General features: G+C 32.1%; 14 protein-coding genes. 10 read left to right on the top strand and 4 right to left on the bottom strand.

The genetic code is table 11. From position 1 onward, the window contains the following. Positions 1–3: 3 nt before the first annotated feature. The 4 genes from ACVC43_RS11500 to ACVC43_RS11485 all read left to right on the top strand — a co-directional run bounded on the left by ACVC43_RS11500 (position 4) and on the right by ACVC43_RS11485 (position 4,025). Positions 4–1,062 carry an AMP-binding protein gene (locus ACVC43_RS11500; protein WP_452224671.1) on the top strand — a complete coding sequence of 353 codons (1,059 nt, stop codon included), beginning with the start codon at positions 4–6 and terminating at the stop codon, positions 1,060–1,062. A 117-nt stretch (positions 1,063–1,179) separates the two neighbouring features. Further along, positions 1,180–2,814 carry a carboxypeptidase-like regulatory domain-containing protein gene (locus ACVC43_RS11495; protein ID WP_452224670.1) on the top strand — a complete coding sequence of 545 codons (1,635 nt, stop codon included), beginning with the start codon at positions 1,180–1,182 and terminating at the stop codon, positions 2,812–2,814. A gap of 163 nt (positions 2,815–2,977) precedes the next feature. Then, positions 2,978–3,634: a hypothetical protein gene (locus tag ACVC43_RS11490; RefSeq protein WP_452224669.1), complete on the top strand. Its 657-nt coding sequence runs from the start codon at positions 2,978–2,980 to the stop codon at positions 3,632–3,634. A gap of 19 nt (positions 3,635–3,653) precedes the next feature. After that, on the top strand, positions 3,654–4,025 hold the full coding sequence (locus ACVC43_RS11485; protein ID WP_452224668.1) for a carboxypeptidase-like regulatory domain-containing protein: 372 nt from the start codon (positions 3,654–3,656) through the stop codon (positions 4,023–4,025). 34 nt (positions 4,026–4,059) lie between these two features. Here the strand turns inward: ACVC43_RS11485 and ACVC43_RS11480 are convergent, their stop codons facing one another. From ACVC43_RS11480 to ACVC43_RS11470, 3 genes are read right to left on the bottom strand one after another with little or no spacing between them, the layout of a single operon-like run. Then, complete coding sequence (locus tag ACVC43_RS11480) at positions 4,060–4,926, bottom strand: hypothetical protein (protein ID WP_452224667.1); 867 nt, start codon at positions 4,924–4,926, stop codon at positions 4,060–4,062. 48 nt (positions 4,927–4,974) lie between these two features. Then, positions 4,975–5,817, bottom strand: coding sequence for a hypothetical protein (locus ACVC43_RS11475; protein ID WP_452224666.1), 843 nt, complete (start codon positions 5,815–5,817; stop codon positions 4,975–4,977). 1 nt (position 5,818) lies between these two features. After that, positions 5,819–7,447: an acyl-CoA carboxylase subunit beta gene (locus ACVC43_RS11470; protein ID WP_452224665.1), complete on the bottom strand. Its 1,629-nt coding sequence runs from the start codon at positions 7,445–7,447 to the stop codon at positions 5,819–5,821. A 188-nt stretch (positions 7,448–7,635) separates the two neighbouring features. Between ACVC43_RS11470 and ACVC43_RS11465 the strand changes: the two genes are divergently transcribed. The 4 genes from ACVC43_RS11465 to ettA all read left to right on the top strand — a co-directional run bounded on the left by ACVC43_RS11465 (position 7,636) and on the right by ettA (position 10,679). Continuing rightward, positions 7,636–8,166 carry an NADPH-dependent FMN reductase gene (locus ACVC43_RS11465; protein ID WP_452224664.1) on the top strand — a complete coding sequence of 177 codons (531 nt, stop codon included), beginning with the start codon at positions 7,636–7,638 and terminating at the stop codon, positions 8,164–8,166. Further along, positions 8,166–8,603, top strand: coding sequence for a MarR family winged helix-turn-helix transcriptional regulator (locus ACVC43_RS11460; protein WP_452224663.1), 438 nt, complete (start codon positions 8,166–8,168; stop codon positions 8,601–8,603). Before ACVC43_RS11465 ends, ACVC43_RS11460 begins: the two co-directional genes overlap by 1 nt. Positions 8,604–8,765: 162 nt before the next feature. Further along, positions 8,766–8,948 (top strand): CAL67264 family membrane protein, encoded by a 183-nt coding sequence (locus ACVC43_RS11455; protein ID WP_452224662.1) that lies wholly within the window; start codon positions 8,766–8,768, stop codon positions 8,946–8,948. A gap of 39 nt (positions 8,949–8,987) precedes the next feature. Continuing rightward, on the top strand, positions 8,988–10,679 hold the full coding sequence (gene ettA / locus ACVC43_RS11450) for an energy-dependent translational throttle protein EttA (protein WP_452224661.1): 1,692 nt from the start codon (positions 8,988–8,990) through the stop codon (positions 10,677–10,679). 318 nt (positions 10,680–10,997) lie between these two features. Here ettA and ACVC43_RS11445 read toward each other — a convergent pair whose 3' ends face one another. Further along, positions 10,998–11,786 carry an MBL fold metallo-hydrolase gene (locus tag ACVC43_RS11445; RefSeq protein ID WP_452224660.1) on the bottom strand — a complete coding sequence of 263 codons (789 nt, stop codon included), beginning with the start codon at positions 11,784–11,786 and terminating at the stop codon, positions 10,998–11,000. A gap of 218 nt (positions 11,787–12,004) precedes the next feature. Between ACVC43_RS11445 and ACVC43_RS11440 the strand changes: the two genes are divergently transcribed. Next, on the top strand, positions 12,005–13,345 hold the full coding sequence (locus ACVC43_RS11440; RefSeq protein WP_452224659.1) for a microtubule-binding protein: 1,341 nt from the start codon (positions 12,005–12,007) through the stop codon (positions 13,343–13,345). Positions 13,346–13,635: 290 nt separating this feature from the next. Further along, complete coding sequence (locus ACVC43_RS11435; protein WP_452224658.1) at positions 13,636–14,691, top strand: hypothetical protein; 1,056 nt, start codon at positions 13,636–13,638, stop codon at positions 14,689–14,691. Positions 14,692–14,698 lie beyond the last annotated feature (7 nt).

The raw sequence follows: 14,698 nt of genomic DNA, 5'->3' as shown, positions 1-14,698 counted from the left end.
ATCATGTCAGCTTACACTAAAGTTCATGAAAGATTTAAGTACAACAATGTACACTATAGTTTTAATGAGCTCAATGCATTGGCGTTAAGTTTAAGAAACGAAAGTGAATCTTTTAAGAATGAAATAGGCAGATTTTTACTATCATGGGTGGAAAATAATCCTGTGATAAAACTTAAAACCTCAGGCTCTACAGGCACTCCTAAGACTATTTTAGTTAATAAACAAGCCATGGTTAATAGCGCCTTATCCACCGGTAGTTTTTTTAATTTAAGACCTGGAGATAAAGCATTATTATGTTTGCCTGCGCATTACATTGCTGGGAAAATGATGTTTGTTCGTGCTATGATTTTAGGTCTTGAATTAGATAGTATTGAGCCCAAATCCATATTAGAAATTGATGAAAATAAGTTTTATGACTTTGTGGCATTAGTACCAATGCAAGTTGAAAAAAATATCAACAAATTACAGCATATAAAAACTGTTATTATTGGCGGTGCAAAAGTTTCTGGTGAATTACAAAATCTTCTTAGAGGCTTAAAGACTGCTTTTTTCGAGACTTATGGCATGACGGAAACCGTCTCTCATATTGCCGTCAAGGTCCTCAAACATAGCGAAAATAATTATTTTAGAACGTTACCTAATATTAGTATTTCTCAAGATGAAAGACAATGTCTGGTGATACATGCTCCAAGCATTTCAGATAAAACAATTATAACTAACGACGTGGTAAAACTTCGGTCTAAAACTGAGTTTGAATGGCTAGGTAGATTAGATAATATTATTAATTCTGGAGGCGTTAAAATTTTTCCAGAACAAATTGAACATATATTAAGTGCTAAAATTAAAAATCGCTTTTTTATAGCTTCAGAGCAAGATAGCGTTTTAGGTGAACGTGTTATACTTATTGTAGAAGGAAAAGAAAACAGCATTATCAATACAATTTTTAACAATTTAGAATCATTTTCTAAACCGAAATTAGTATATTATGTAGATGAGTTTGTTGATACGGTTTCAGGGAAAGTTAAAAGGAAAGATACTTTAAAAAAAATTAAGAATACCTAAAATTATTTCACTCATTCAAAGTAACGTTTCACTCATTAAAAAGATGCGTTCACTCATTTTTACTTTATTTAATTAAAGCTACTGTGTAGCTTTAATTAAACCAAAAATTTAAATATTATGAAATTTATTTTACAAATCGTATTTATGCTTTGTCTTGTAAATCAAGCCTTTGCACAAAATCAAGCAACTCAAGATAAGGAGATTGTTTCGGGAATAGTATTAGATGAAGATGGTAATCCATTTCCTAATGTTAGCGTAATTATTGACGGAACCACAGAGGGTGTACAGACTAATCTCTATGGAAATTATACCATTAATGTTGCAGTGGGTAAAAATTTAATTTATTCTTTTAATGGTTACGAACAAGAAAAAGTGATGGTAACAAACGCTAACCCAATAAACTTGTCTTTAAAACCCGCTGTAATTAAGCAAGGAGACGTGGTAGTAACTTCATTAGGCTTAAAACGTAGTAAGGACAAAATTGGATTTGGATATCAAGAAGTTAATAATAAGCAGCTCAATCAGGCAAACAATCCTAACGCTCTAAGTTCGCTTGTTGGAAAGGTCTCTAGTCTGCAAATTAATAAGGATCGAAATGCAGTTGTATTAAGAGGCTTTAGATCATTAAGAGGAGATAATACAGCGTTAATTGTAATTGATGGTGCAATATCTAGTTTTACCTTTTTAGATGCCTTAGATCCTAATACAATAGAATCTATTAATGTGATTAAAGGTGCTGCTGGATCTGCACTTTATGGAAGTCAAGGTAGTAATGGTGTAATTGTGGTTACATCTAAGAAAGCGAATTATAATCCTACAACGACTAATAACACGTACCAACCTAAACCTATAAAATATAGAAAGAAATTAAAAATTAAAAACAAAAACGTTAAACCGCCTTACATTAAAGCGCTCGAGAAAGAAGTGAGCATTGATGATGCTTTTTTATTATATAATGACCAAAAGGATGATTATAAAAATCATAGTTCTTACTATGTAGATGTTTATAGTTTTTTTGCTGATAAGGGAGATAAGAATTATAGCAAGAAAGTTTTAAACGATATTGTAATTTCTAAGATAGACGATTATCAAACTTTAAAAGCTTTAGCTATGAAGTTATTAGTAGACCAAGAATACGATTTAGCTAGTACTGTTTATAAGCGATTGCTAATACTAAGACCAAGGGATGCGCAATCATTTATAGATTTAGCTCAAGTTTATAACGAGCGTGGCGAAAAGCAACGTGCATTTAATTTATTAAATGATTTATTGGAGTTAACTAAAAACGCATCTAAGATAAATGGCGTAGTTACCAATGAAATAAATGGTTTACTTCAAACCTCTAAAGGCATTGATGATTCTAATTTAGAAACTTACAACAAATTAAATACGAGTTTCGATTTAAGGATTTTGGCAAGTTGGAATAGAGAAGATAGCAATGTAAATTTAGAAGTTGTAAATCCTTCTTTAGAAGTGGCATCTAAAGAAAATATTAAAACCAGATTTGGAGGAGAACTAGTAAATGTTGCTGATGCTTTCGGTCCAGAGGAATATACCATTAGAAACGCGCGCAAGGGAGACTATTTTGTAAACTTGAAATATGATGCAGAGCAGCATCTCGAAGACCAAAATTTATTTGTTAAATTAATTATTTATAAAAATTTTGGAAAAGAGAATCAGGAAAAAGAGATTAAAATTATAAAACTTGATGCATCTCAAGGTGAAACTTTAGTTCATAAGATTAGCCTATAATTGATGAAAAGACATACTTCAAAAGAAGCGCACTGGCGCTTCTTTTTGTTTAAATTAATCTTAAAGGTAGCATTCCCTAATTAAAAACACCAGTTTACTCATTATCCTTTTTTTCAAATAGACTTTGGTTATAGTTTTACTCTAAACTTAAAAACCAAAGATTATGAAAACGCTACTCACTTTAATCATTTCAATATTTTTAATAACAGAAGTATCCAGTCAAAATAGTATAGAAACGCAATCGGTCGCGTTAGAAGATTTTATAACATTCATTGCAAATCAGTTTCCTTTAGAAATTAAAGAGGACACATCTAATGCTAAAGAGGACGCTACAGAAACACCTAAAACCCAGCAAATAAGTTTCATATTAGAAACTTCTAAAACCAACTTTTCTTCAGAAGATAAAATAATCCTTCAGCAAGCATTTAAATTTTTAGCCACACGATTAAATAAGGAGGATAAAATATCCTTATTAGCTTACTCAGGACAAAACGGCTTGTTATTAGACAGAATTTCGGCTAAAGGAATTAAAAAAACGCTGTCTGTAATTAATGATCTAAAAAACAGCATTACAGAAACGCACAAAGATGGTATTGCATTGGCCTATAAACTGGCTCAAGAGCATTTTAATGAAAATGCAGATAATTTAGTTGTAATGGTTAGAAATCCAAATGCAACGCAGGATACAGCACAGACGGAGACAATTAGAGAGGAGGACGATAGTGCTAAATCTAAAGTTATAAAAAGCAAGAATAGTAATGTAGTACTACTCACTGCTATGACCTTATTGCCAGAACTCATTACAATTATTAAAGACTAACATTTTAAATTTAACAATCATGAAAAACATTTTACACTTTATTATTATGTTATTTGTTACACTACAAATACAAGCACAGCAAAAAGAAATAACAGGAACAATTATAGATGGAGACAGTTTACCCTTACCAGGCGTAAATGTTATAGTAAAAGGAACCCAGAATGGTACAATAACAGATTTTGATGGGTATTATTCTATTATAACGAAGGTTGATGATGTTATTGTATATTCGTATGTAGGAAATACTGAAGAGAGAAAGGTAAAAGAGGTAGAAATAATAAACCTAATAATGATCGAAAAAGAGGAGTTAGAAGATTGGTTTTGTAGACCATTATTAATCCATAGAATAAAACCAGAGGTTACTTATCAATACGTTACAATAAAACTTTAAGGAAAGAAACGCAATTGCGTTCCTTTTTTTTATTTTACTCTTCGTGTAAAAAAACTATTCTTATATTTTTTTCTCTTAAAACCTCTTTTGCTTTTTCATGTTGAGTTATAAAGGATTTATAATCAGTGCCTTTGCATATTCCGTAGGAGTAATGATATTGAAGCAATTCTATGTCTAAATTAGATAAGGTTTCACTCTCTGCATAACAACCTGAAAAATAATTAGAGCAATCTAAATCTGTATTAAACTGAAAATAACCGAGACTTTGAAAGAATAAACGCTTCATTTCAATGAGTCTTAAATTCTCATTAAATAAATCATCAGATTTAATTCGTAGTGCTACTTTATAGATTTGATTTTTTCCATTCCAATGCATGTAAAAATCAGAATCTGTGTAATGCTCCATTCTCGATTCGTACTCAAAGCTTCCAGAATAATAAATAATGTAATTAGAATCTTCAATGCGTTTAACTTCTTTTAGCTTTAAGGAATCTACTTGATTAATAACGTTGTTTGCAAAATCTAAAAATTTCTTTTTAGATTTTTTCGGAATCTCTTTTGCGAAATAAATAGAAATATCGTCTTTCCAATATTTCATTGTTGCTTCGTTCTTTAGGCTATCATTTTTAAATTTAAAAGCAACTCTCGTGTAAAGGTCTAAAAATGTAGAATCTTTATATTCGTAAAAAACACTAATGCCCTTTGGTTTATAGTTTTCTATAACCACCAAGGTGTCATTGTCTTTGTAAACAAAATTTAAACTATCTTTTCTTGTTAATGGTTTTTTAAATTTTTGTTTATAATACTTTAAAGGCAATAACGCTCTACTGTGAGATGTTTCTATGGTCTCAGTATCTTTTTCCTTATGCGATGTTATTTTAGTTTCGATTTCTTGTCCCAAACTAATTAAGGAACATAGTAAACTAAAAATTATAAAATATATTCTCATCTAATTTATTAGTTGTTTTCTAAAATTAATCAATGTATCGAACCCGTTAGAATTAATGCTAAATTGGTACAGATGTTTGTAATGATATTTTAATACCATGATGTCATAGTCAGATAGATACACATTATTGATATCGGTTTTACTATTTAGAAATGACTCTTTTGGAGCGCGATAAGATTCGTAAAACCCTCCCAAGGAGCTAAAAAAACCTTTTTTTAATTTAGTTAAAAACAAGCTATCATTTATAATAGAAGGGCTAATTTTATAATGGCAGGAGATAAATTTGTTATTTTTATTAGCATATAACTTATAAGTCATTTGACTAAAAGTGTCATTTAATATCTCTTGTTCATCTAAAGCATTAAAATCATCTTTAGAATATGCACTAACCTCATTATCAACTATATCAATAAAATAATTTGCGTCTTCTAAGTTTTTTGTAAAAGAAAATTTTAAATTTTCAATCTCTGGAATATCTTCTATAAAATTTATAAAACTACTCTTAATTTCTTGTGGTAGTTTTTCATCAATTAAAATAACTATTGGCCCGAGGAATTGACTTATAGTTCTGGTTTTAGATCCAGAAAACACATGTCTTTTGTAGTTTCTAATGAGTTCATTATTGTCTAAAAGTGAAAAATCCTTTAAGAAGCTTAATTGAGATGAATCTATAGCAACAGTAAAAGAATCTAATTTAATAGTCTTTTTTTGTGGAAACCTTAATGTAATAGACTCATTATTTAAAACTTTAGAATACGTCTTATTTAATTTGAGGTTAGTTGAGCCTTGTGCTTTACTTTGAAGGAAAATCATTCCTAAAATAATTAATAGAGTATACTTCATATTACACTTGTAAAACGCCCATATTAAAAGGTTTCTCAATAGGAGCGTGGTTTGCCGCCTCAATACCCATAGAGATCCAAGTTCTGGTATCTAAAGGGTCTATTATGGCATCCGTCCATAATCGTGCAGCAGCATAATATGGTGAGACTTGGTTGTCGTATCTGTTCTTAATTTTAGAAAAAAGCGCCTCCTCTTTTTCCGGAGTTATTTCTTCTCCTTTTTTTAACAAGGATGCTTTTTCTATTTGCAGTAGTACTTTTGCAGCACTATTGCCACTCATTACTGCTAATTCTGCACTTGGCCATGCTACAATTAATCTTGGGTCATATGCTTTACCGCACATGGCATAATTACCTGCACCATAGCTATTACCAATTACTATTGTAAATTTTGGGACGACACTATTACTAACAGCATTTACCATTTTGGCACCATCTTTTATAATACCACCATGTTCGCTTTTACTTCCAACCATAAAACCTGTAACATCTTGTAAAAACACTAAAGGGATTTTCTTCTGGTTGCAATTGGCAATAAAACGAGTCGCTTTATCTGCACTATCGTTATAAATTACTCCACCAAATTGCATTTCTCCTTTTTTTGTCTTTACCAACTTTCTTTGGTTGGCAACAATACCAACTGCCCAGCCGTCTATTCTTGCGTAGGCTGTAATAATTGTTTGACCGTAACCGGCTTTATACTCATCATATTCGCTGTTATCAACCAAACGAGAAATGATATCAAACATATCGTATTGGTCTGCACGGGATTTTGGTAAAATACCATAAATATCTTCAGGATTATTTTTAGGTTTTTTTACTTCAGCACGATTAAAACCTGCTTTGTCATAATCACCAATTTTATCTACTAAGCGCTTAATAGTATCTAAGGCATCTTTATCGTCTTTAGCCTTATAATCTGTTACACCAGAAATTTCGCAATGCGTTGTTGCGCCTCCTAAAGTTTCATTATCTATAGTTTCGCCAATAGCAGCTTTTACTAAATAACTACCTGCTAAAAATATACTTCCAGTTTTATCAACAATAAGTGCTTCGTCACTCATAATTGGTAAATAAGCACCACCAGCAACACAGCTACCCATAACAGCTGCAATTTGAGTAATGCCCATACTACTCATGACTGCATTATTTCTAAAAATACGACCAAAGTGTTCTTTGTCAGGAAATATTTCATCTTGTAGTGGTAAATACACTCCAGCAGAATCCACCAAATAGATAATAGGTAACTTATTTTCGATCGCAATTTCTTGAGCACGTAGGTTTTTTTTGCCTGTAATAGGAAACCATGCGCCAGCTTTTACCGTGGCATCATTGGCAACTACAATACATTGTTTACCGCTTACATAGCCAATTTTAACAACAACACCTCCAGAAGGACAACCGCCATGTTCCTCGTACATACCATCTCCAGCAAAACCACCTATTTCAACACTTTTTCTCTTTTTATCTAAAAGATAGTCAATACGTTCTCTCGCAGTAAGCTTTCCTTTTTCGTGATGCTTGTCTATACGTTTCTGTCCACCGCCTAATTTTACTTTTGCAAAGCGATTTCGTAAGTCAGACAATAAAAGCTTATTATAATCTTCGTTTTTATTAAAATTGATGTCCATTACTAAAATTTTGAGCTAAAATACAAAGTTTAATACCATTTTCTATATGGATATAATTATTAAATTGAATGACTTTTTAAATCAAAAACCATAACACTATCAATATAGTTAATAATGTATTAATTGCCCATACCAATATATTCTATGGAATCTAATTTTATTATCTTTGAAATAATAGAACAATATTTATGAAAAACATTTTAGTCTTTGCCGGAAGTAACAGTAAAACCTCAATAAACAAGCAATTAGCAACTTATGCGAGCAACAAAATAGATGACGCAATAAAAAATGTGTTAGATCTTAACGATTTTAAAATACCGCTCTTTGGTGTCGATTTAGAAAAAGAGAAAGGTATACCAGAAGATGTAAATGTTTTTTTGGGACATATAAATGAAGCAGATGGTATAATATTATCGTTAGCAGAGCATAATGGTGCATATTCTACAGCCTTTAAGAATCTTTTTGATTGGCTATCTCGGGTAGAAAATAAATTCTTTGGTAATAAACCTCTACTTTTAATGGCAACCTCTCCTGGGTCTCGAGGTGGAAAATCTGTTTTAGAAATAGCAAAAGATCGATTTCCAAGACATGATGCAGCCATTGTTGACACCTTTTCTCTACCCTCATTTAATGAAAATTTTAGCCATCAAGGGATACAAAACGACCTACTGGAAGAAGAATTAAATAAAAAAATAGAAATTTTTAAAAAGCGAATATAATGGGAGATATCTCGAAGGAAATTCACTCTAAATTTCCAAATAACGACCTTAAGGCCTATATTAATATATTATTCACTGCAAGTTGGATTAATGGTTTGCAACAAGAATTTTTTAAGCCTTTTAATATCTCTCCTCAACAATATAATATTCTAAGAATATTACGAGGAGCAAAGCAGCCATTGAGTGTTCAAACTGTAAAAAATAGAATGGTACAACGTTCACCAAACGTAACAAGATTAATGGATAAATTAAATGCTAAAAATCTAATAGAAAGAATGCCCTCCAACGAGGACAGAAGGGTAGTAAATATAAACATTACTCAGATTGGATTAGATTTACTTTCCCAAATAGATAGAAAATTGAGTAACAGATTTTTACCTAATTTAAGTGAAGATGAAGCAGGCCAACTTAGTAATTTATTAGATAAAGCAAGGTAATCAGTTTACAACATTTTAGGATATAGATTTAAATGTTATCGCAGCGAATTGAAATTGATGTAAAAAGCATATTAAATGGGGTATTTTTTAGTTAAAATTGCGATATTTGTTATCTAACTAATTTTTATAAATAACCCTTTAGAAGAAACAAAGTAAGAGATTATGGCAATGAACAAAAACACAGTGTTAGCCTGGGCTACCACTATAATGATAATAGTTGGATTAGGATTAATTGCAATGGGAGCTTTTAAATACGATGACGTCGCTGGTTGGGGATTTGCATCTGTAGGGATAGGTTTTTTTGCAATTGCTTGGGTGTTTAATGCACTTAAGGGAAGAGTATAACATTAATTCTATAAATTTTAAATAACAATATTATATTTTATGTCTGACGATAAAAAAATAATTTTTTCAATGTCTGGAGTAACCAAGACATTTCAAAGTGCTAATACGCCAGTTTTAAAGAATATTTATTTAAGTTTCTTTTACGGAGCAAAAATTGGAATTTTAGGACTTAACGGCTCTGGTAAATCCACTTTACTTAAAATAATTGCTGGAGTAGATAAAAACTATCAGGGAGATGTTGTTTTTTCTCAAGATTATAGTGTAGGCTATTTGGAACAGGAGCCACAGTTGGATGATGATAAAACAGTCATGGAAATTGTAAGAGAAGGTGCTGCTGAAACTGTAGCAATCCTTGATGAATACAACAGTATTAACGACCAGTTTGGTTTAGAGGAAGTATATAGTGATCCAGATAAGATGGAAAAGCTTATGGCAAGGCAGGCTATCCTTCAGGACGAAATTGATGCTGCAAACGCCTGGGAGTTAGACACCAAATTAGAAATAGCAATGGATGCGCTTCGAACACCAGATGGAGACAAAAAAATAGCCGTTTTATCGGGTGGAGAAAGACGTCGTGTAGCACTCTGCCGTTTATTGTTACAAGAGCCAGATGTGTTGTTGTTAGATGAGCCTACTAACCATTTAGATGCAGAGTCTGTACATTGGTTAGAACACCATTTAGCACAATACAAGGGAACTGTAATTGCCGTAACACACGATAGATACTTTTTAGATAATGTGGCTGGCTGGATTTTAGAACTGGATAGAGGTGAAGGTATTCCTTGGAAAGGTAATTACTCGTCTTGGTTAGACCAAAAATCGAAGCGCATGGCACAAGAAAGCAAGACTGCTTCAAAAAGGCAAAAAACGTTAGAACGTGAGTTAGAATGGGTAAGACAAGGTGCCAAAGGTCGTCAGACAAAACAAAAAGCACGTTTAAAAAATTACGATAAATTAATGAGTCAAGATCAAAAACAACTTGACGAAAAACTCGAAATTTATATTCCTAATGGACCGCGTTTAGGAACAAATGTTATTGAAGCAAAAGGCGTAAGTAAAGGGTATGAAGATAAATTGTTATATGAAGATTTAAACTTTAATTTACCTCAAGCTGGTATTGTTGGTGTTATTGGCCCTAATGGTGCAGGTAAAACCACCATATTTAGAATGATAATGGGTGAAGAAACACCGGATAAAGGCGAATTTGTTGTAGGTGAGACTGCTAAAATCGCCTATGTCGATCAAAAACATTCTAATATAGATTTAGAAAAAACGATATGGCAAAATTTTAGCGACGAACAAGAATTAGTGATGATGGGAGGGAAGCAGGTTAATTCTCGTGCCTACCTGAGCCGTTTTAATTTTAGCGGAAGCGAACAAAACAAAAAAGTGAAATTATTATCTGGAGGAGAGCGTAACCGCTTACATTTGGCTATGACACTTAAAGAGGAAGGAAATGTGCTTCTTTTAGATGAGCCAACAAATGATTTAGACGTTAACACGTTAAGAGCGTTAGAAGAAGGATTAGAAAACTTTGCAGGTTGCGCTGTGGTTATTAGTCACGATAGATGGTTTTTAGATAGAATTTGTACGCACATATTAGCATTCGAAGGAAATAGTCAAGTCTATTTCTTTGAAGGCGGTTTTAGTGAATACGAAGAAAATAAAAAGAAACGTTTAGGTGGAGACTTAATGCCTAAACGTATTAAATACAAGAAATTGGTTAGGTAGATTAAAAACTTCAACATAAAAAAGCTGGCTTTTGAGCCAGCTTTTTTTCTATTATATTTTAAGCAATTATCTATTCTACTTTTCTCGTTCTCTTTTTTTTAATTTAGATTTATCTATTAAACTCATAACTAAAAGTACAAAAACAACAATTAATGCTATGGTTAAAAGTATTGCTAAGCTATTTGAGATTAATAAGAATATCATTAAAAAATTGTATGTCATTGATGTGTACTAATTAAAAATTGATGTAAACCTAAGCTAAATAACGATAAAACGAACAATTTATTCGTTGAATAGCTAAATTTTTAACATTTTGTTTTACTTTTCATCGGTTTTACTGTACCAATCTAACTGAATTACCTCTATATCTTTATTGCCTTCATTAACCAGTCTTTTAAACTCACTTACTTCACTAAACCCTTCAGTACCTCTATAATGATATGGGTAAACTTGTTTTGGTTTAAAATCTAATACGGCACTTGCAGCACTTTCAACAGTCATTGTATATGGTAAATTCATACAGATAAAGGCTTTGTCAATATCTTTTAAAGCCCTCATTTCTGGTATATCTTCAGTATCACCAGAAACATAAATTTCATCATAGCCAAAATCAAAAACATAGCCATTACCTCTTCCTTTAGGATGGTATTTTAACGCTTCTTCTCTTAAATTATACATCGGTATAGCCTTTAAAGTAAAATTTTCGAACGTTCTAGTTTCACCATTATTAATTACGATGGTGCTCGCAGCAAGATTTTCTGGAAGTTCACTAAATACTGCTTCAGGAGCAATAATCTTAGCCTTACTTAAATCTAAAGCTTTTAAGGTTTCTAAACTCATGTGGTCACTATGAATATCGGTAATTACAACATAGTCCGCAGGTTCGAAATTCTCATAAGACTCAGGGCCACCAGTTGGATCAATATAAATGGTCGCATTTTTATACACCATAACCATAGATGCATGTTCTATAGGTGTAATCTTCACCGCTTCGGTTTTTTTGGTTTCAGTAGCTTCTTCATCCTTTAGTGTTTCATCTTTTTTATCGGTTTTGCAGGCTGTAAGAGAAACAGCTAGAACAATAATTAAATAGTATAATCTTTTCATTAATATAAATTTTAAAGTTTCTATAAAGATAATTTCTTTATTTCAGAATCAAAAATTGTAACATTTAAATAAAAGTTAATACATATAAGTATGCAATTTTATTTTAGAAGTTAGATTTTTTAACGAAATTGCTAATCCAATTTATATTGTCTATTTGAAGAAAAAGCCAATATAAATTTATTTAAAAAACATGTCCAACCTTAAAACAAAAATATCCTATGTCTGATGATTTTGACTTATTAGAAACCAATGCCAACGAGAAAACCGAAAAAGTAGATGTTAATTGGGGAAAAGCAATAGATACTATGAAATCTAAACTTGCTCAAGAAGATGATCCAGAAAGTCGCCAAAAAATTCTTAATGCCACATTAGACGATGTGGTGCATATGGCAGAAAAAGACAGAACAACGCTGTTAGATGCTATTAAAGATTTAACCGATTATCAAGATGAAGTTGGTATTTTATTCGAGCGTTTTTCGTCACTTAATGCCGAAGAACAAAAGGTTATAGACGATGCTCAAAAAGCATTAGAACGTGCAAAAGTAGAATTAGAAGATGCACAAAATAAGCCAGATACTTGGTGGAATAACCTTTGGGGACGCAAAAGCAAAATTAAAAAAGCAGAACAAGCGTTAAAAGATGCCGAAAAAACACGTGCAGGAGCAGACAATAAAGCAAAAGCTATGTTTCAAGAACGTATTGAGAGTGCAGATATTCAAACACTTTTAAGCGAATTATCATACAAATCTCAAGCAGCTGTAACACGTTTAAAAAATCGTGAGGTAGAAATTAAAGAAGTAGAAGAAAAACTTAAAGATGCTATTGTAGAAGCATCTAAAAACCATACAAAAGCTTTAGAAAAAAAGAAAGAAACCGAAGCGAAGCTTGAAGAACAATACGCTTTATTAAAACAAGCACGACAAGCGCTTGAAGAAGTTGCAGATAAGCAGTCTTCAGAATATTCTGAAGCGTTATCTAAAGTCACAACTTTAGAGCAAAAAGTAGAAGAATTAGAAGGCTTAAAAAATGCTTACACAACATTAGCAGCTTCAAAAGACAGTTTCGTGCACAAGCATAATTTAACTATTAAAGTATTAACGTCGTTACGTTCTAATTTACAAACACATCGTGCAAAACTTAAAAGTGATACAGACGAGCGTTTAAAATATTACGATGGTTACGTGGTGGCTTTAAAAGCAAGAACCGACCAAGAATTTGCTGCAATTTTAGAGCATTTAGGTGTAAAGACAGATGAGCATATTGGCGAAACACTTGCATCTATGCATACAGCAAGCGCAAAAGCAAGACAAGAAATGATGGACAATATTCCAGTCCACGAAAAAGTTATGCAAGGCGTTTATAGTAGCTATGCCGAGGCTTTACAAGAAATTCGTGCAAAAGATGTAGACATCCAAAAGAATTTTGCAGAGCGTTATGGTATAGATATGAAAGAAATTTTCGAAGATTATTATGCAGCAGATGCCAACGCGCCTTCTGGTGATGGTGACAATGCTCCAGCTCCAAAAAAGGAATCAAGTGATGACGATTTATTAGGTTAAAATAATTAGGGCGTTACCTACTTTTGCTTTTAATGGCAAAAGTAGGTCAGGCTTTCCGCTATATCTTTTGCGAAAAAGCAAAAGGATGTCGCTTCAACTGCGAAGCAATCACGAGTTCTTATTTATTAAAATAAGAATGAACGAGTAATCCTTAACGCGCTTACTCAAGTACTCACTCAATTTAAAAGACCTCACAGGTTTTTTTAAAACTGTGAGGTTTAGAAAAGGCGCAAGAGTAATCAAAATCGAGTAACTACTGAAAACTGCGACTGTAAACCGTAAACTAAATTATGTCATTAAACCACATAGTAACACCTTTAGACTCTGCGCATTTAGACAGTAAAGAACAGTATGTTTTTTACCATAAAAAAGTAGATTTTGCTTTAAAAGAGCTCATTACCAGTGTGCAATTTAATAAGTTGTGTACCGTTCAGGAATTGACCTACTTTAAGCAATACTGCGATTTATTGCTGTATTCTATAGAAGCCATGCGTGTTAAGTACATGTATGATGATGAGGATAATATGAAAGTCGATTTAACAGACTCTGGTTTTCCTAATTATTTAGAATTTAGATACTTATATAACGATTTATCTTTACGTGATAATTACTTGAATAAGCTAAAAGATGTTTCCGAGTTACAGGAAGAATTCTTAACGCAATTAATGCATAAAAAACAGCCGATAAGAAGAGATAAACTCTTTCAAGCGGCTTCGATTGTGTATTACACTTCTGTAGAACAAAAATATATATTTAACCGTTTCGTACAAGGTAAAATTATAGATGCCGAAGCTGGAAGTCAGGCAGAATATATGGTGAGCTGGAGCTTTTATGATGTATCGTTAAACAGACCATTCATCTGTTTTATGTATTTCTATTATGATGGTAAACATCCAGAAAACGAGAAAGAAGAAATTTACGACACTTTAAAAAATGTAGCTGATAGAAAAATGCCTTTAGACACCATGGCTTATGGCATAGACAGACGTTTAAAAAACGTAAAACCAAAGCATATAAAACGTATCGATTTAGGTCCATTTCATAATATTTTCGCCAAAGACGAAAACATTTTAACACACAGTATTTTAGAAAGCATAGCCAAAAAAGAAGTGCCTTTAGAATCTTACGCATTATCATTTAAAATAGATGAAGTATTCTCTGGGAGCGAATTTAAAGAAGGTAGTTATTTTTCTAAGCAAACATTACAAAAATGGAGTGATGTCGTTAAGCAACGCTATGTATTTGCACCACATCGCATCATTCAATTATTATACAACAAGAATCCTGAAATCATGAACAAGTTGGCTAAGCCACCTTTTCAAGTAGCGGATTTAAAAATGAAATAAATATAAT

It is taken from the genome of Lacinutrix chionoecetis (assembly GCF_053604665.1).
This window is presented reverse-complemented; position numbering and strand designations above follow the sequence as displayed.